Source organism: Pseudoduganella sp. R-31 (assembly GCF_049913235.1).
Lineage (GTDB): Bacteria > Pseudomonadota > Gammaproteobacteria > Burkholderiales > Burkholderiaceae_D > Rugamonas.
Window position 1 is genome coordinate 5,732,616 of the sequence record NZ_CP183986.1, and the last position, 17,859, is coordinate 5,750,474.

The following is a 17,859-nucleotide window of genomic DNA, read 5'->3' on the forward strand; positions in this document are numbered from 1 at the left end:
AGGGCGAATACCATGCAATTCTTTCCAAAGGAGATATGATGAAACAGCTGACCACCCTGTTGCTAGCTGCCCTGCCCCTGGCTGGCGCCCACGCGGCCCCCGAAGCGCAACTGGTCCATCCCCGCCAGCAGCTTGTCGACCCTTCGCTGCCGGCGGCACAGGCCGAAGCCAGCGTGCTTGCCGCCCGCCGCTACGCATCGTTCTGGAACAACGGTGACGAAGCGCTGGCCCGCGCCGCGCTGGCGCCAGGATTCACCGACCGCACCCTGCCGCCTGGCCGCGCACAAGGATTGCCAGGCCCGTTGGCGGCATCAGCCTTCGTGCGCGCTGCCGTACCCGATATGAGCGCCGAGATCGAGCAACTGATTGTCAGCGGCGACCGCGCCGTCGTGCACTTGCGCTTCCGGGGCCATTTCACCGGCAGTTTCAAGGGCGTGCACGGAAAAGGACAGGCGATCGACTTCATCGCCACCGACATCTACCGCGTCGTTGACGGCCGCATCACCGACAACTGGCACATCGAAGACAACCTCGCCTTCCTGCGCCAGCTCGGCGTGATCGGAGACTAAGCCAGCAACTGCAGGCGCGCAGCGGAAGGCAGGCCGGGGAAGGTGCGCGCCAGCGCCGTGTCGGGCAGGCGCAGGTGGCGCTCGGCCACGTGCGCCAGCACATGGCGGAAGTCGGTGGTCACAGGCAGGTCGCGGCCCTCGTTCAACTGGGCCTCGGCCAGGCCTTTCCATTCGCCTGCGACCTTGCCGCCCTGGAGCTTGCCGCCCAGCAGCCACATGGCGTTGCCGTGGCCATGGTCGGTGCCCCGGTTGCCGTTCTCGCGCGCGGTGCGGCCGAACTCGGACATCACGACAATCACGGTATCGTCGAACAAGGGGCCAAGGCGCTGCGCCAGCGTCGCCAATCCCTGCCCCAGCGGCTGCAGGCGGTTGGCCAGTTGCCCGGTGCCGGCACCCTGGTTGGCATGCGTGTCCCAGCCGCCCAGCGCAACGAAGGCGAGCTGGATGTTGGGGTTGTTGCGCATCAGCGTGGCAAGCCGGCCGGCATCGTCAGGAAAGCCGTTCGGCAGCGGCGCGCCGTTATCGGCCGCCTGCATCTCGGACATCATGCCGCCGTTGGCAGCGGCCATCACTTCCTCATGGGCCTTGCGCCCGGCCTGGTACACTTTGCCGTAGCGTTCATTGCCGGCGTACAGCGCGTCGAAAGCCTTGGCGATCTGCGGCCGGTCGAGCGGCGTGGAGCGGGTTCCGGCCGCGCCATTGGCAAGGTTGGTGGCCGGCTGCGCGCCGGACAGCACGCGCGGCATGACCGGGCCGATGCTGAGCGCCCGCGTCGGCGTGGTGTCGCCCGGCAGGCTGCCAAGCAGGCGGTTCATCCAGCCATCCTGCGTGCTCTTCACGCCCGGCGTGGCGGACTCCATATAGTCTTGCGCATCGAAGTGGGACCGGCTCGCATCCGGCGAGCCGCTGGCGTGCACGAAGGCCAGCTTTTTCTGCTCCCACAGCGGCATCAAGGGCGCCAGCGCCGGATGCAGGCCAAAGTAGCCGTCCAGGTTCAGCGCGCCGTCCTCGGCGCCCGGCCTGGCCAGCGCAATATTCGGGCGCAGGCGGGCATATTCGGGGTCGGCCACCGGCGCCACCACGTTCAGGCCGTCCACCGCGCCGCGCAGCATGACGACGATCAGTTTTTTCGCGGTGGGCGAGCTGCTGCCGGGGGCCATGGTCGCTGCCCAGGCATGGGGGCTGAGCGGCAGCATCAGGCCGGCGCTGGCGGCAAAGGCGTTCAGGAATTGGCGTCGTTGCATGGCGCGCTCCGTTAGCGTTGCATGAAGTCGGGGCTGCCGAGCAGCATGGCGGCGCGCAGGCGTTCATTGCTGTCGGCGACGATGGCGGCAGTCTGTTTCGACACCGAGGCGCCTAATGCTTCCTGCACCTTGTCGGCATCGGCGCCGTTGGAAAATGACAGCGCGTAGCTGATGCGGCGGCTCAGGCCATCCGGGTTCAGCCAGGCGCCTTCGGTGTTCTTGTAGCCATCCGGCGTCTGGCAGCCGTACAGGGGCATGCCGAGCCGGTTCAGGATGCCGACCAGCGGCTTCACTTCGGGCATCGGCATGGCAGCGGCGCGCGAGGCGGATACCACGTACTGGTAGGGCGTCTTGAACTTGGCGCCGGCATATTGCTGGTCCATGAACTCCGGGCTGGAGAACAGGGTGCGCAGCACGGTGCGGATATCGCCCTTGCTGGCGATCCAGCTTTGCGCCAAGCGCTCCACCAGCGCGGGCGGCGGCTGGTCGGCCACGAAGTACTGCGCCAGCTTGCTGCTGACATGGCGCGCGGTCGCGGGGTGCGTCGCCAGCACGTCCAGCGCATACTCGCCTTCCGCTTCCCCGCGCGCGGTGACCGGCTTGCCCAGCCAGGTCTTGGCGCCGTTATCGTGGCGGCGCGGATCGAAGGCGAACTGGGCGTCGCGCTTGGGGCGGTAGGTCCAGCCGGTCAGCATGCGCGCGAGCTCGGTCACGTCTTTCTGGGTATAGCCGCCGTCCACGCCCAGGGTGTGCAGCTCCATCAGCTCGCGGGCGTAGTTTTCATTCAGGCCGCCAGCCTTCGAGACCCAGTTATCCAGGTAGAACAGCATGGCTGGATGATGGGCCGTGGCGCCGAGCATCTGGCGGAAGGAGCCAAACACGTAGGGACGGATCGCATCGCGCTCGTAGCTGGCCACCAGGGCGCGGTCCTGGCCTTTGCCTGAAAATACGTTGAAGTGGTTATACCAGAAGTCAACCATCACCTCTTCCAGCTGGCGCGGGCTTTCGATGGCGCGCAGCAGGCGGGCTTCGGCTGCCTCGGACGCCATCTGCTGCACCACTTCCCGGCGCTCGCCCTGGTCGCCGCTGCGTGCTTCCTGGAATCGTTCCAGCGCATCGCCCGCGCTCATTTTCAGCGTTTCCAGCCTGTCCAGCCGCTGGGCTAACGCACCAGGCAAGGCCGGCGGGGTGAGTTGCTCATCAATATAAGCTTGCACGCCGGACTGGCGCACCCGCTCGATATCGCCGGGCCGCGGTCCATATGCCAGCCGGTTCAGCACATGGACAGCTGCCTGCTCGCCGGCCAGTGGCGCAGCCCACAGGGCGGCCTGGGGGAGCGCCGCAAGCACGGCGCCGAGTATCCAGCTTCGCATGATGTCGTCTCAATACAATGATCTACAGGACTTTCTTTATACGCTAGCCGCCGGATTGAGGGCAAAGACTCCTTTGTATCAGGATGTTAATTGTTTGATTTGTATGCTCTAATTCACGTTGCGCAAATTGAAAGGACGGCATGAAGAGATATCAGGTCCCGCTATCGGTGGCGGCCATGCTGGCGCTCAGCGCCTGCGGCATCACCGGACCGGCGAACAAGGTCGCGGCGGATGCGCCGCAACAATGGCAGGCCCCCCTGCCCCATAACGGCAGTACCGGTGAACTGGCCAATTGGTGGCAGCGCCAGTCCGATCCGCTGCTGGTGCAGTTGATCGAGGCCGCACAGGCGGCCAGTCCCACCATCGCCAGCGCCCAGGCGCGCTTCGCAGCAGCCAGCGCCGAGCGCACCGCCGCCGGCGCCGCCCTCGCACCTTCGCTGACCGGTGTACTGACCTCCACCCGCATGAGCCAGCAGTCCGCCAGCGCTCCTACCAATACCACCACCCAGCTGCTGGCCCAGGCCCAGTGGGAGATCGACCTGTTCGGCGGCGGCCGCGCGCGCCGCAACGCTGCCATCGCGCGCCACGAGGGCGCGCAGGCGGGCTGGCACGAAGCCCGCGTCAGCGTGGCGGCCGAAACGGCCAACCAGTATTACAGCCTGCGCGCCTGCGAAAAGCTGCTGGACGTTGCCCGCATGGATGCCGCCTCGCGCGCCCATACCGCGCGCCTGACCGACATCACCACCAAGGCCGGCTTCCAGTCGCCCTCCGCCAATGCCCTGGCCCGCGCCAGCGCCGCCGACGGCAATAACCGCGCGGTGGCCCAGCGCGCCGCCTGCGACAGCGAACTGAAAGTGCTGGTGGCGCTGACCGCCATCGCGGAACCGGAGCTGCGCGCGCGCCTGGGCGACAGCGCAGCCGATGCCGTGCTGTCGCCGGAAGCCGGCGTCGCTATCGATACGGTGCCGGCCCAGGTGCTGGCGCAGCGTCCGGACGTGTTCAACGCCGAGCGCGAAGTGGCTGCTGCCAGCTACGACGTCGCCAGCGCGCGCGCCGAGCGCCTGCCGCGCCTGGGCCTTTCCGGCTCCATCGGGCGCGGCCGCCTGCATGCCGGCGGCCAGGACATCACCGCCAACGTGTGGACCATCGGCCCCCTGCAAATGACCCTGCCGATCATCGACTGGGGCGTGCGCCGCGCCAATGTGGAAGCTTCCCGCGCCCGCTATGACGCAGCCGTATCGAGCTACAAGGCCAGCGTGCGCCAGGCAGTGTCGGAGGTTGAACAGGCGCTGGTGGCGCTGCAAAGCACGCAGGAGCGTGCCGAGGATGCGCAAACCGCGCTGGACGGCTATCGCAGCTTCTTCACCGCGACCGAAGAACGCTACAAGAACGGGCTGGCCAGCCTGCTTGAACTGGAAGACGCCCGCCGTACGCGGCTGGCCGCAGAAAACACAGTGGTGAACCTGCAGCGCGAACGCAGCGCCGCCTGGATCGCCCTGTACCGTGCAGCAGGCGGCGGCTGGGCCGCACCTGCCGCGCAATAAGATTGGACAAACTATGAAACCACTGCACCGCACTCCCTCCGCTGTCGCCGCCCTGGCAGTTGCTACTGCCCTTGCCGCCCTGGCCCAGGCGCCCTGCGCCATGGCCGAAGACAAGAAGCCTGCCGCCGCCAAGCCATCGCTGACCGTCACGACCGTCCGCCCTCAGAAAACCAGCCTGCCGATCCGCCTGACCGCCAACGGCAACGTCGCCGCCTGGCAAGAGGCAATCATCAGCAGCGAATCGAACGGCCTGCGCCTGTCGGACGTCAAAGTCAACGTGGGCGACGTCGTCACCAAGGGCGAAGTACTGGCCGTGTTCGCGCCGGAAACCCCGCAGGCCGAAGTGGCGCAAGCCAAGGCCGCCTTGATGGAAGCCGAAGCTGCCGCCGCGGAAGCGAAGGCCAATGCCGAGCGCGCACGCTCGATCCAGGACACCGGCGCCCTGAGCGCCCAGCAGATCAGCCAGTACACCACCGCCGAAGCCACGGCCCAGGCGCGCGCCGCCTCCGCCAAGGCCATGCTGGCGTCGGCCGAACTGCGCCTGCGCTACACCAGGGTGGTCGCGCCCGACGCGGGCGTGATCTCGGCCCGCAGCGCCACCGTCGGCGCCGTCGCCGGCCCGGGAACAGAGCTGTTTCGCATGATCCGCCAGGGACGCCTGGAATGGCGCGCCGAAGTCACGGCCGCCGACCTGCGCAACATCAGGATTGGCGGCAATGCCGTCGTCAAGGCCGCCAATGGCAGTGAACTGACCGGCAAGGTGCGCATGGTGGCGCCGACCATCGACCCGCAGACCCGTTCCGCCCTGGTCTATGTCGACCTGCCGCCGAATAACGGCAAGCAGGCGCCGTTCAAGGCCGGCATGTTCGCCACCGGCCAGTTCGAGCTTGGCGCATCCGATGCGCTGACCGTGCCGCAGCAGGCGATTACCGTGCGCGATGGCTTCAGCTACGTCTTCCGCCTGAACCAGGACCAGCGCGTGAGCCAGGTCAAGGTGCAGCCGGGCCGCCGCATCGGCGACCGCATTGAAGTGCTGTCCGGGCTGGCGCCCGATGCGCAGATCGTGGCTGCCGGCGCAGGTTTCCTGAACGACGGCGACCTGGTACGCAATACCGGCGCGCCGGCGCAAGCCGCTGCGGCGGTCAAGCCGGCACGCTAAGGAGGCGCCGTGAACTTTTCCGCCCTCTCAATCAAGCACCCGGTTCCGGCGATCATGCTGTTCATCCTGCTGTCGCTGGCAGGCTGGATGGCCTACCGCGCCAACCCGGTGCAGGACTTCCCGGACATCGAACTGCCGATCGTCACCGTTTCCGCCTCGCTGCCCGGCGCCGCGCCGGCCCAGCTGGAAACCGAAGTGGCGCGCAAGATCGAGGATTCGGTCGCCACGCTGCAAGGCGTGAAGAACATCTACGCCAAGGTGCTGGACGGCACCGCCACCATCACCGTTGAGTTCATTCTCGAGAAGAACCTGTCCGACGCAGTCAACGAAGTGCGCGACGCCGTCACCCAGGTGCGCGCCGACATGCCCGGCGAAATGCGCGACCCGGTGGTCAGCAAGGTGTCCACCGCAGGCCGCGTGATCCTGGCCTTCACCGTCACGCCGAAGCAAGGAACGAAGATCGACGATGCGGACCTGAGCTGGTATGTGGACAATACCGTGGCCAAGAAGCTGCTGTCGGTGCCCGGCGTCGGCGCCGTCAAGCGCGTCGGCGGCGTGAGCCGGGAAATCCGCGTCGAGCTGGATGACGAACGCATGGCGGCCCTGCGCGTGTCCGCGCTGGACGTGTCGCGCATGCTGCGCCAGGTGCAGAAGGAAGCGCCGGGCGGGCGCGGCGACGTCAGCGGCGCCGAGCAATCTGTGCGCACCATCGCGACCGTGAAAAGCGCGCAGGAACTTTCGCAGATGGATATCCCGCTGGGCGATGGGCGCCACATCCGCCTCGATCAGGTGGCCGACGTGACCGACACCATTGCCGAACCGCGCTCGGAGGCGACGCAGGACGGCAAGAAGGTCGTCGCCTTCGAAATCTTCCGTACCAAGGGTGCCAGCGAAACCCAGGTCGCCGCCGATGCGCGCGCGGCAGTGGAGCAATTGCGCAAGGCGCATCCGACCATCGACATCACGCAATCGATCGACAATGCCGAGCCGGTTGCCGAGAACTTCGACGGCTCGATGGAACTGCTGTACGAAGGCGCCATCCTGGCCGTGCTGGTGGTGTGGTGGTTCCTGCGCGACTGGCGCGCCACGCTGGTAGCCGCTTCGGCGCTGCCGCTGTCGGTGCTGCCGGCCTTCCTCGGCATGTACTGGATGGGCTTCACGCTGAACACCGTGACCCTGCTGTCGCTGGCCCTGGTGGTCGGCGTGCTGGTGGACGACGCGATCGTGGAAATCGAAAACATCGAGCGCCACCTGCACATGGGTAAAACGCCGATGCAGGCCGCCCTTGAAGCGGCCGACGAAATCGGCATGGCGGTGATCGCCACCACCTTTGCCCTGGTTGCCGTATTCCTGCCGACCGCCTTCATGGGCGGCATTCCCGGCAAGTTCTTCAAGCAGTTCGGCTGGGCCGCCGTGCTGGCGGTGCTGGCGTCGCTGGTCGTGGCGCGCTTGCTGACGCCGATGATGGCGGCCCACCTGCTGAAGCAGACCGACAAGCCGCAGCAGGAAGACGGCTGGATCATGCAGCGCTATATGAAGACCATGCGCTGGTGCCTGGATAATCGCGGCAAGACCGCGCTGGCCGCAGGCGCCTTCTTTGTCGGATCGATCATGCTGGTGGGCCTGCTGCCGACCGGCTTCGTGCCGCCGGCCGACCGCGGCCAGACCATGGTCAACCTGGAACTGCCGCCCGGCTCCACGCTGGCTGAAACGCGCGCCATCGCCGAGCGCGCCCGCCTGGCCATCATGGAAGTCAAGCCGGTCACCAACGTATTCAGCTCCATCGGCGGAGGCTCTTCCGGCGACGCCTTTGCACCCGGCGCCGCGGCCGAAGCGCGCCGCGCCGTCCTGACCATCACGACCAGGCACCGCAACGACCGCAAGGAGTCGATGCCCCAGATCGACGACATGATCCGCGAAAAGCTGTCCGCCCTGCCGGGCGCGCGCTTCACCGTCGGCCCGCCGGATACCGGCGTGAAGATGCAGCTCGTGCTGCGTTCGGAAGACCCGGTGGCGCTGATCGACTCGGCGCGCAAGGTGGAGCGCGACCTGCGCACCCTGCACGGCATAGGCAATGTCACCTCGAGCGCTTCGCTGGTGCGTCCGGAAATCATCGTGCGCCCCGACTTTGCCAGGGCGGCCGACCTGGGCGTGACCGCCAATGCCATCGGCGAAACGGTGCGCGTGGCCACCGCGGGCGACTACGACTTCGAACTGACCAAGATGAACCTGGCCGAACGCCAGGTGCCGATCCGCGTCAAGCTGCCGGACAGCGTACGCGCCGACCTGGATGCCATCGGCCGCCTGACAGTCCCCGGCCGCAATGGCCCTGTGATGCTGGCCAATGTGGCGACCATCACCATGGACTCCGGCCCGGCCCAGATCGACCGCCTGAACCGCAGCCGCAACGTGACGCTGGATGTGGAGCTGGGCAGCCGCTCGCTGGGCGAACTGGATGAAGAGGCACGCCAGCTGCCGTCGATGAAGAACCTGCCGCCAACCGTGACCCGCGCCGAGCTGGGCGACACGCAGGAAATGCAGAACCTGTTCGCCAGTTTCGGCATCGCCATGCTGATCGGCGTGCTGTGCATCTACGGCGTACTGGTGCTCCTGTTCCACGATTTCCTGCAGCCGCTGACCATTCTTGCCGCGCTGCCGCTGTCGATCGGCGGCGCCTTCGTGGCGCTGCTGGTGACGCAGAAAGCGCTGTCGATGCCATCCATGATCGGCCTGATCATGCTGATGGGGATCGTGACCAAGAACTCGATCCTGCTGGTCGACTATGCCATCCTGGCGCGCGCCGAAGGCATGAGCCGCTTCGATGCGCTGGTCGACGCCTGCCACAAGCGCAGCCGCCCGATCCTGATGACCACCATCGCCATGGGCGCCGGCATGATGCCGCTGGCCATGGGCTGGGGCGCCGACCCGAGCTTCCGCTCGCCGATGGCGATTGCCGTGATCGGCGGCCTGATTACTTCCACCCTGCTGTCGCTGCTGGTGGTGCCGGCCGTGTTCACCTATGTGGACGATGCCGAACACCTGATCAAGCGCATCGTGCATAAGGTCCGCAAGCCGCACAAGCATGCACCGGCGCCCGTCGCCGAATGAGGAGCCTGCCATGAAAGTCCGCACCGTAGAAATAGAACCGGCCCGCGTTGCCTGCCTGCGCCACACCGGGCCCTTTGGCCCGGCCCTGGGCGATTTCTGGCGCGACGTGGTGGCGCCGTGGATGCAGTCCAACGGCCTGATGGGACGCGTCACCTACGGCGTGGCGCTGGATGATCCCGGCAATACTCCGCCAGAGAAGTGCCGCTACGACGCCTGCGTCGAAGTCGGGCATGACGACCCGGCGCCGCCGCCAGCGGCGCTGGCAACCATTCCCGGCGGGCGCTATGCCGTGGCGGACTATTATGGCCCGGCAGGCGGTATTGGCGACGCGTGGCATGAATTCTATTCACGGGGCTTGCCCGAGGCGGGCTTGAAAGGCCGCCCCGGCCCCTGCTTCGAACGTTATGCCGCAGATTTTCGAGCCGACCCGCAAACGGGCGAATTCGCCTGCGAACTCTTTATCCCGATCGACTGATCATGAGCAGCCAGCCAGGCCACGACAGCGACCACCTGCGCTTTCATCGCGAACATGAACACCTGAGCAAGACCTTTGGCGCGGACACCTTCGGCCTCAAGGCCGAAGCGTTCGCCCGCTTCTTCGGCACGCCGCTGTTCCTCGGGGCGCAGACTGTCATCGTGGCGGTGTGGATCGGTGCGAACATCTGGGGCCTCACGCGTTTCGACCGCTACCCCTTCATCCTGCTGAACCTTGCGTTCAGCCTGCAGGCAGCTTACGCGGCGCCGCTGATCCTTCTCGCGCAAACGCGCCAGGCCGAACGGGACAAGGCCCACAACGATGCCGACGCGCGCCACCGCGAGGCGCTGGCACAGCAGGCGGCCCGCCACACAGCGCAGATGATGGAGCTGCTTCGCCAGAATACTGAACTGACCCAGACCACCAAGGAGCTGGTCGAGCGCATCGACAAGCTGACCGCTGAAGTTCACGGTCACCTGCTGCATGAGCGGAAGGACGGTTCCTGAGCATCACGCAGCTTCACAGGAAACACATAATCAACGCATAATCGGCATTCACAATTGCGCTTCCACCATCCACCATGGAAGCGCAATGCCAACAAATTCCGCCGTAGCAGGCCGGCCGGCAAACGGGACTATCGCGTTTGTCGCACTGTTCGGGGTCGCCCTGCCCATCGCCGCGCTGCTGTTTGAGTCAATCACCGGCATGTGCCGCCAGATCTTCTTCGATCCCCTTCCGACGCCGATTCACTTCGCCTTGTACGCCACCATTCCATTGGCAAACGTACGGCTATTGCTCGCATTGAGGCGCGGCGCGGCATTACCACCGCGCTGGGCCCTTTTGCATGCATTCTCCGCCGGCGTTGCCGTGTTTTACAGCCTGGTATTCCTACCGATATCCCCCATTGCGGCATTCGCGGTCATCGCGCTCGGCATCGGCCTGCTTGGCCTCTCGCCGATGTTTGCCGTGGCATGCGTCGTATTCTCCCGAAAGGCATTGAGGGCTGGAAGCGGACAATCGCCTGGCAAGCTGTGGCAAGGCATTGCGCTCGCATTCCTGGTACTGCTGGTGATTGATGCCCCGTCCACCATGACAAGGATCGGCATGCAGATGGCTGCGTCGGATTCCGCCGAAATTCGCTTGCGCGGCATCCGGCTCTTACGCAAAGTGGGCGATGAGGACTTGATGCTGCGCCTTTGCTACCGCCAGGGCGCACAGGCGACCGACCTGCTCGGCACCCTGTTCACAAGCCAGGCGGAAGCCGACCCGCAGCGTGCCCGGACCGTCTTCTACCAGGTGACGGGAACGGTATTCAACTCCCGCCCCGCCCCTGTTCACCGCTCGATGCGCGAGTGGGAGCGCACATTCGACGATGGCCTGGGAAATGCCGATGTCGGCCAGCGCGTCAACGACGTCGCGCTGGCAGCCTCGCGCATGGATGGATCGATTGACGCCAATGCCGCGCTGGGCTACATGGAATGGACCATGGAGTTTCACAACAAGTCGCCCAGCCCGCAGGAAGGCCGGGCCGAAGTAGTCCTGCCGCCGGGCGGCGTCGTGTCGCGCGCAACGCTGTGGATTGACGGAGAGGAGCGCGAGGCCGCTTTCGGAGCCCGCGCGCAGGTACGCGAAGCCTACGCGAAAGTGGTCAGAAAAAACCGTGATCCGCTGCTGGTCACCACGGCGGGGGATGACCGGATTCTGGTGCAGCTGTTTCCAATCCCCCCATCCGGCGACATGAAAATCCGCCTCGGCATCACCATTCCCCTGGTGACTCAAGGCCAGCAAGCAATGCATCTCCGGTTGCCGGCCTTCAGTGAACGCAACTTCGACCTGGCGCCGGACTTGCGCCACGCCGTATGGTTCGAGTCAGCCGCACCGTTGAAAGGCAGCCCCGGGTTAAGAGCCCAGGCAGGCCCACGCGGCATCTTTGCCGTACGCGGCGAACTGGCCGAACCCTTGCCGGCGCATCCAATGCATACGGTCTGGGTGCCAGGCGCGCGGCCGGCAGCGCTGGCATGGAGCACCGATGAGAAAGGCGGAGACGGCAAGAACGTCGTCCAGGAAGTCAGCGAAGCCACCGCCATTCCGCCGCAGCGGGTGGCCATCGTCATCGACGGCTCGGCCTCAATGCTGCAACGGAAGCATCAACTGCTTGAGGCCCTGGCTTCCTTCCCGCGAAACATCGAGATGGCCGTGGTGTTTGCCGGGGACGAGACACCGTCGCTGTTCCTCCATGACGGCACCAACTCGCTACTTACGCGCCAGTACATCGGCAAGCTGGACTTCGCCGGCGGACGCGATAACAGCGAAGCACTGGGTATGGCGTGGGACTGGGCCGCCATGTCGTCGCGCGGAGCGATTGTATGGATCCATGGCGCCCAGCCGCTGGCATCCCAGTCAACGGGCGCCTTGCAGCAGCGGCTGGAACGCAGGGCAAGCCAGGTCGCCCTGTATGACCTGGCCGTGGAACGGGGACCAAACGTGATAGCGCAGCAGCTCGAGGGAGCAAGCGCGGTAGCAAGCTTCGGCAACCTGGCCGAAGATCTCGGCAAGCTGTTTGCACAATGGGCGCCCGGAGCCAGGCGCACGGTCCTGTTGCGCGAGCGACGCAGCGGCGGTGGCATGCCACAATCGAGCCAAACCTCGCAGCACCTGGTGCGGCTGTGGGCGGCAAACGAAGTCGCCGCAATGAGCGCAGCCTCGTCCCGGAAAGCGGATGCCGTCAGCCTGGCCGTACGCTACCAGTTGGTTACCCCCGTCACCGGCGCCGTGGTGCTGGAAACGCGCGAGCAATACAAGGATGCCGGCCTGGAGCCCGTACCGCCGGGCAGCGTGCCGACTATCCCTGAGCCGGAAACCTGGGCGATGATCCTGGTGGCGACCCTCATGCTGGCGTGGCACCGCCGCCTCAGGCCGCAATGAAGCCGGCGCCATTTCCCCTGCTGCTGGCCGCATTGTGCCTGGCGTGCTGGCCGGTCCTGCTCTGGTTCGCCACGGGCACGCTGGACGGTTCGAACGACAGTGCAGGCTTGCTGGCCGCGGCGGCCGCCGCAGCCGTCGTAGCCTTTGCGCCGGCGCAGCAAACCCTGGCACGTCCGCTGCTGCTGCCGTGCGCATGCCTTGCCGTCTATCTCGCCGCCACCATTTGCAAGGTACCTGTGCCGGCGCGTTCGTTGATCCTTGCGGCGGCAATCACTGCGCTGGCCAGCAGCGCCAGGCTGGGCAAGCGATTTGACGTAGCCCTGTTCTCGCTTTGCATCCTTGCATTGCCGTTCGCCGCAACCTTGCAGTTCTACCTGGGATATCCGCTGCGGGTTCTCGCCGGCGACGTCTCGGTTTTCCTGCTGCGCATGAACGGCGTCCTCGTAACGCGCGAGGGCGCCATGCTGGCATGGCATGGACAGCTGGTGTCGATCGACGCACCATGCAGCGGAGTGAAAATGCTGTGGACAGGCCTGCTCCTGGCAAGCGCCGCGGCAGGAGCCAAGCGCCTTGCATCGCTACCCACGGCTGCGGCGCTGACGCTGGCAGTCGTCGTGGTCGTTGCGGCCAATGCACTCCGCGCTTCGGCGCTGTTCTACGTGGAAACCGGCATCGTGCACCTGCAGCAGGCGGCGCATGGCGCCATCGGCATCGTCAGCTTTGCCGGCGCGGGCGCGGCAATCCTGTTCATGACCCATCGCATGGGCAGGAGTGCTCCATGAGACCGTTAGCCGCCATGGCGTTCGCAGGCTTGTGCGTTTTGGCCGCGCTCGCGCCCGCGTGCGTCGAAAGCGGTGCAAGCTCCCGCGTCATGGCCGGCTTTCCAGGATGGCCCGCCAGCTTTGAAGGCAAGCCGCTTTCGCCGCTTCCCCTCACGCCGATCGAAGCGCGTTTCCAGCAGAACTTCCCTGGACGCGTAGGCCGATTCAGCGATGGCGAGCGCGAAATCGTCATCCGTTGGGTGGACCGGGGCACGCGCAAGCTGCATGCAAGCAGCGACTGCTTCAAGGCGAATGGCTACGAGCTCGCCATGCGGCCCGTCAAGATCGTCGGAAACGAGCGCTGGTCGGGCTTCATCGCGTCCCGCGGAGCGCAGAAGCTTGAAGTGCACGAACGGATTACCGATGGCCACGGCGGGCAGTGGAGCGACGTCTCGGCCTGGTATTGGGCAGCGCAACTGGGGCAGACAAACGGACCGTGGTGGGCCATCACCGTTGCGAAAAGCGCCAGCGGGCATGCGCCTTAGTCGGCCGCCCAGCCGCCGCCCAGTGCGCGGTACAGGTCCACGCTGGCGCCTAGCACGCGGCTGCGCAACTGAAGGCGCGTCACGTCGGCGTTGAACAGCGTGCGTTGCGCATCCAGTTCTTCCAGGTAGGAGGCGTAGCCATTGCGGTAGCGGTTGCGCGCAATGCGCAGCGTTTCGGCCGCCGTGGCGCGGCGCGCGTCATTCTGTACCGACTGCTCCTGCAAACGCTGCAAGGCCGTCAGGCTGTTCTCCACTTCCACCAGCGCCGCGCGCACCGTCTGCTCGTAGGCCACCAGCGATTGGTCGCGCTGGGCGGCGGCGGCATCGGTCTGCGCCTGCACGCGGCCGCCATCCCAGATTGGCGCGGTCATGCCTGCGCCTACGCGCCACAGGAAGGTCGGATCGTGCAGGAACTTGCTGAAATCCGGCGATTGCATGCCGCCGGTAGCGGTAAGGCGGAAGGCCGGCAGCAATTGCTCGCTGGTCGCCCGCACCCCGGCCTTCGCTGCCGCCAGATTGTGCGCGGCGCGCGCGATGTCGGGACGCCGCTGGAGCAAGCTTGATGGGAGGCCGACCGGTATTTCCGGCGGGGACAGTTCGTCCAGGGTCTTGCCGCGCGCGACCGGACCTGGGCTGCTGCCGGCCAGCAGGGACAGTGCGTTTTCCTGGTCGCTGATTTGCCGCTGCAACTGCGGGATCTGTTCGGCGGCGGCCTCGTACTCGGCTTGCGCCTGCAGCCATTCCAGGCGCGAGGTATAGCCGGTCTCGAACTGCCGCTGCGCCAGCCGGCGCGAATGCTCGCGCAAGTCCAGGGTGGCGCGCGCCAAGTCGAGTTGGGCATCGAGCCCGCGCAGTTGCAGGTAGCCGTTGGCAGCCAGCGCCGCCACCGACAGTTGCGCGGCGTCAGCGTTGGCCTGTTCGGCTGCCAGCGATTGCCCTGCCGCCTCGCTGGCACGCGCCAGGCGCCCCCACAAGTCGACTTCATACGCCGCCTGGAACTCGCCGGAAAAAAGGTTGGTGATGTAGGGCACGCCGTTGTAGGCCAGTGTGCGCGTGCGCACTGGCGTCAAGGTGGCGCCCAGCGTCGGCGCCCGGTTGGCCTCCGCCGCCGCCAGCCGCGCGCGGAACTCCACTACGCGCAAACGCGCCAGGCGTGCGTCCGTATTGTGCTCCAGCACTCGATCCACCAAGGCGGACAGCGCCGGGTCGCCGTACGCCTGCCACCACTCGCGCTCCAGCTGGGCCCGTGATGCGGGCCCAGTTGTGGCGGGAGGCTGGCTGCGCCATTGCCCGGGGACCGACAGCTGCGGTTCGAGCGCTGCGGGGATGCGCGCGGCGCAGCCGGCCAGCGCCAGGGCAACGCATGCGGCAGCGCTACGCTTCATGGCCGCGCTCCCGCTGCTTTCTCGTTCAGGACAGCGGAGGTATCGACGCTGACGATGACCGACATCCCTGGCCGCAGGCGTTGCGCCAGCTTCTGGCCCTGGTCGATCCTGATCCGCACGGGAATCCGTTGCGAGATCTTGACGAAGTTGCCCGTTGCGTTATCTGCCGGCAGGACGGCGAACTCGGAACCGGTGGCAGGCGATATCCGCTCAACCTGCCCGGTCAGGGTGGCGCCATCCAGCGCGTCGACCTTGAAGGTTGCGCCCTGCCCCACCTGCACGGCGTTCATCTGCGTCTCCTTGAAGTTGGCGATTACCCACATCTCACGCGGCACCAGGCCCATAAGCTGCGCACCGGAGGCCACATACGCGCCACGCCGCACGTTCACCTGTCCGAGTTGCCCGTCGGCCGGTGCGACGATGCGTGTATTGTCCAGGTCCACGCTTGCTGCTTTCAGCGCCGCCTCCGCATTTGCCACTGCCGCCTCCAGGGCGCCGCGATTCACGGTGACGGATTGCGCCTGCTGGCGCGCGATATCCACGTTCGCCCTGGCCTGGGCTACCGCCGCCAGCGCCTGCGCACGCGCCGCTCGCTGCGCATCCTGCTCGCGTACCGACAGCGAACCGTCGCCGACCAGTTGCTCCGCCCGCCCGTAATCTGCCGAAGCACGCGCCGCCTGCGCCTGCGCATTCGACAGCACGGCTTCCTGCAGGGCGATGCCGGCCCTGGCGCTGGCGCGCGACTGTTCCCAGTTCGCCAGTGCTGCCTTTTGCGCGGCCAACTGGGCCTGTGCCTGCTCGAAGCGCTGGCGGTAAATGCGCGAATCCAGTTCCACCAGCAGGTCGCCCTTGTGCACGAACTGGAAGTCCTGCACCTTCACGTCCGCTACATAAGCAGGCAGTTGCGATCCTATGACTGTCACCTGACCGCGCACCGTGGCGTTCTCGGTCGACACCACTGGACTGGTGAAGGGCGGCAGGCGCCACGCGTACAGCACGATCAGTACGCCAATCAAGGCGATCAGGGCGAAACCAATGCCCGACAGCCACTGTGCGCGCCGGTCTGGCGCAGGAGGCGCAGGCGCGGTGGCGGGTGCCGCAGTTGCGGGAGTCTCGTTTGCTGGTGGTGATGCGCTCATTGAGCCCCCGAATTGGAAAGTGAAACCTGCGCCATGCCAGTCTGCGCATTCTGCGCCGGCGCCGCCGGACGGGTGGCCGTGCACACCTGCCACGCATAATGCAGCGCCATCCACGCCAGCGTGCCGCAAGCAACAAAGAAGATCATCAGGAAGACGTCGTTATAGGCCAGGATATTGGCCTCCCGGGTCGCCGCCCCGCTCAGAGACGGCAGGCCGAACGCCTGCACCCGCGACGCTACCTGCGGGTCCTGCAGCGTCAGGTGCTCCACCAGCTGGCTGGAATGGAATTTTTCACGCAGCACCTGGAACGTCCCCACCAGCGCCGAGCCAAGCAGGCTGCCCAGGTTCTGCGTCATCGAAAACATCAGCGAGAAGCTGATCAGGTTGCACGGCTGCGCGATCACCGCACCGAATCCCGACACGAAGATCGGCCCAAGGAAGAACGTGCCGCTGAACGCCAGCAGGAACTGGCTGAAATACATCTGCTCCGGGCGCGTCAGGCTGGTGGCCTGCGAATCGATCCACGCTCCCACTGCCATTAGCGCCAGCGCGAACATCAGCATCGGCTGCAGGCGCTGCGGCGCGATGAGCAGGGCACTGGCGAGAATGCCCAGCGTGGCCCCGGCCAGGGCCACCAGCCACAGGGTTTGCATCTGGTCGTTGTTCAAGCCGATCGCCTGCAGGAAGCCGACCGCGCCGCCCGCCTCCGACTGCACCACGCGGATCAGCAGCACCGAGATCGCCAGGCGCGTCATGCTGGCAGTGGTCAGCCAGCGCGTATTGAGCAGGGGCTTGCGCCGGTTATGTTCGATTGCCACCGCCGCCGTGAACAAGATGATGAAGGCGACCAGGGCCCAGCCGATCCAGCGCGCCTCGAACCACCATACCGTGCGCCCCAGCGCCAGCACGGCGCACAGGAAGGCCACGCCGGGCGCGAACAGCGCAAAGGTCACGAAGTCCATTTTCTCGAACGCTTTCACGCGGTCGCCGGGAGGAAGCTTGAGCAGCAGCACGCAGCCGAAGGACAGCAGCGCCATGCCCAGCTCGAAAGAATACAGGCCGCGCCATTCGGCGATGGACAGCAGTTCGGAAGAGAAGATGCGCGCCAGCGGCAGCGACAATTGGGCAAAGCCGATGCCCAGCACCACACCCTTCAAGCGGTGCTGGGCCGGGAAGGCCTGCAGCACATAGTACAGCCCCAGCACCGTCAGCGCGGCGCCGCTGATGCCGTGCGCCGCACGCACCGCGATGGCCGACGCCAGGCCGTGCACGAACAGGTGGGCCACCGTGACCACGGCATACAGCAACAGGAACAGTTCGGTGAACAGGCGCAGGCCAAACTGCTGGCGGAACTTCACCAGCAACAGGTTCATGGAGACATTGCCCATGACGTAGGCCGCCGGCAGCCATTGGATCTCCGCGCTGGTCACGCCCAGCGAGCCCTGGGCATAGACTAGGTTGACCGTGACCAGCGCGTTCCCGAGTCCGCCGGTCAGCGCGACGATCAGCCCAACCAGGAGGAAGGCCAGCCGCTTTGGTGCCGAGTGCAGCGGCGTAGAGGGAGAGCCCGGCAGCAGCGGGCGCTCGTGAGGCAGCCATTTTTGTGGGGCATACTCATCCATTGGATTAGTC

Annotated in this window: 14 protein-coding genes; 9 read left to right on the plus strand and 5 right to left on the minus strand. The window is 66.4% G+C overall.

What is annotated here, in order from left to right; genetic code table 11:
* Positions 1 to 35 precede the first annotated feature (35 nt).
* Positions 36 to 569 carry an ester cyclase gene (locus ACN9MY_RS26145; protein WP_426164319.1) on the plus strand — a complete coding sequence of 178 codons (534 nt, stop codon included), beginning with the start codon at positions 36 to 38 and terminating at the stop codon, positions 567 to 569.
* Here the strand turns inward: ACN9MY_RS26145 and ACN9MY_RS26150 are convergent.
* Positions 566 to 1,813 (minus strand): DUF1501 domain-containing protein, encoded by a 1,248-nt coding sequence (locus tag ACN9MY_RS26150; RefSeq protein ID WP_426319098.1) that lies wholly within the window; start codon positions 1,811 to 1,813, stop codon positions 566 to 568. The two genes, ACN9MY_RS26145 and ACN9MY_RS26150, sit on opposite strands and share 4 nt — an antisense overlap.
* A gap of 11 nt (positions 1,814 to 1,824) precedes the next feature.
* Positions 1,825 to 3,186 (minus strand): DUF1800 domain-containing protein, encoded by a 1,362-nt coding sequence (locus ACN9MY_RS26155; RefSeq protein WP_426164323.1) that lies wholly within the window; start codon positions 3,184 to 3,186, stop codon positions 1,825 to 1,827.
* A gap of 140 nt (positions 3,187 to 3,326) precedes the next feature.
* On the opposite strand from ACN9MY_RS26155, the gene ACN9MY_RS26160 reads away from it, so the two are divergent.
* The 8 genes from ACN9MY_RS26160 (at position 3,327) to ACN9MY_RS26195 (ending at position 13,703) form a co-directional block, all read left to right on the plus strand.
* The gene (locus tag ACN9MY_RS26160; protein ID WP_426164325.1) at positions 3,327 to 4,730 is read left to right on the plus strand and encodes an efflux transporter outer membrane subunit; all 1,404 of its coding nucleotides are present in this window, start codon (positions 3,327 to 3,329) and stop codon (positions 4,728 to 4,730) included.
* A 13-nt stretch (positions 4,731 to 4,743) separates the two neighbouring features.
* Entirely contained in the window at positions 4,744 to 5,889 is a 1,146-nt protein-coding gene (locus ACN9MY_RS26165) for an efflux RND transporter periplasmic adaptor subunit (protein WP_426164327.1), read from the plus strand.
* A gap of 9 nt (positions 5,890 to 5,898) precedes the next feature.
* Positions 5,899 to 8,997 carry an efflux RND transporter permease subunit gene (locus ACN9MY_RS26170; protein ID WP_426164329.1) on the plus strand — a complete coding sequence of 1,033 codons (3,099 nt, stop codon included), beginning with the start codon at positions 5,899 to 5,901 and terminating at the stop codon, positions 8,995 to 8,997.
* 10 nt (positions 8,998 to 9,007) lie between these two features.
* Entirely contained in the window at positions 9,008 to 9,472 is a 465-nt protein-coding gene (locus ACN9MY_RS26175) for an AraC family transcriptional regulator (protein ID WP_426164331.1), read from the plus strand.
* Between the two features lie 2 nt (positions 9,473 to 9,474).
* Positions 9,475 to 9,978 (plus strand): DUF1003 domain-containing protein, encoded by a 504-nt coding sequence (locus tag ACN9MY_RS26180; RefSeq protein ID WP_426164334.1) that lies wholly within the window; start codon positions 9,475 to 9,477, stop codon positions 9,976 to 9,978.
* A gap of 85 nt (positions 9,979 to 10,063) precedes the next feature.
* A complete protein-coding gene (locus ACN9MY_RS26185; protein WP_426164336.1) occupies positions 10,064 to 12,397 on the plus strand; it encodes a VIT domain-containing protein in 2,334 nt (777 codons plus the stop codon).
* Positions 12,394 to 13,179 carry an archaeosortase/exosortase family protein gene (locus tag ACN9MY_RS26190; protein ID WP_426164338.1) on the plus strand — a complete coding sequence of 262 codons (786 nt, stop codon included), beginning with the start codon at positions 12,394 to 12,396 and terminating at the stop codon, positions 13,177 to 13,179. The genes ACN9MY_RS26185 and ACN9MY_RS26190 overlap by 4 nt, the downstream gene beginning before the upstream one ends.
* Positions 13,176 to 13,703 (plus strand): hypothetical protein, encoded by a 528-nt coding sequence (locus tag ACN9MY_RS26195; RefSeq protein ID WP_426164340.1) that lies wholly within the window; start codon positions 13,176 to 13,178, stop codon positions 13,701 to 13,703. The genes ACN9MY_RS26190 and ACN9MY_RS26195 overlap by 4 nt, the downstream gene beginning before the upstream one ends.
* On the opposite strand, the gene ACN9MY_RS26200 is transcribed toward ACN9MY_RS26195, so the two are convergent.
* Genes ACN9MY_RS26200 through ACN9MY_RS26210 form a run of 3 tightly spaced genes read right to left on the minus strand, consistent with a single transcriptional unit; the run spans position 13,700 to position 17,849 of the window.
* Positions 13,700 to 15,088 carry an efflux transporter outer membrane subunit gene (locus ACN9MY_RS26200; protein ID WP_426164342.1) on the minus strand — a complete coding sequence of 463 codons (1,389 nt, stop codon included), beginning with the start codon at positions 15,086 to 15,088 and terminating at the stop codon, positions 13,700 to 13,702. The genes ACN9MY_RS26195 and ACN9MY_RS26200 overlap by 4 nt on opposite strands.
* Entirely contained in the window at positions 15,085 to 16,227 is a 1,143-nt protein-coding gene (locus ACN9MY_RS26205; protein ID WP_426164344.1) for an HlyD family secretion protein, read from the minus strand. The genes ACN9MY_RS26200 and ACN9MY_RS26205 overlap by 4 nt, the downstream gene beginning before the upstream one ends.
* Positions 16,224 to 17,849 (minus strand): MFS transporter, encoded by a 1,626-nt coding sequence (locus tag ACN9MY_RS26210; protein WP_426164346.1) that lies wholly within the window; start codon positions 17,847 to 17,849, stop codon positions 16,224 to 16,226. The genes ACN9MY_RS26205 and ACN9MY_RS26210 overlap by 4 nt, the downstream gene beginning before the upstream one ends.
* Positions 17,850 to 17,859 lie beyond the last annotated feature (10 nt).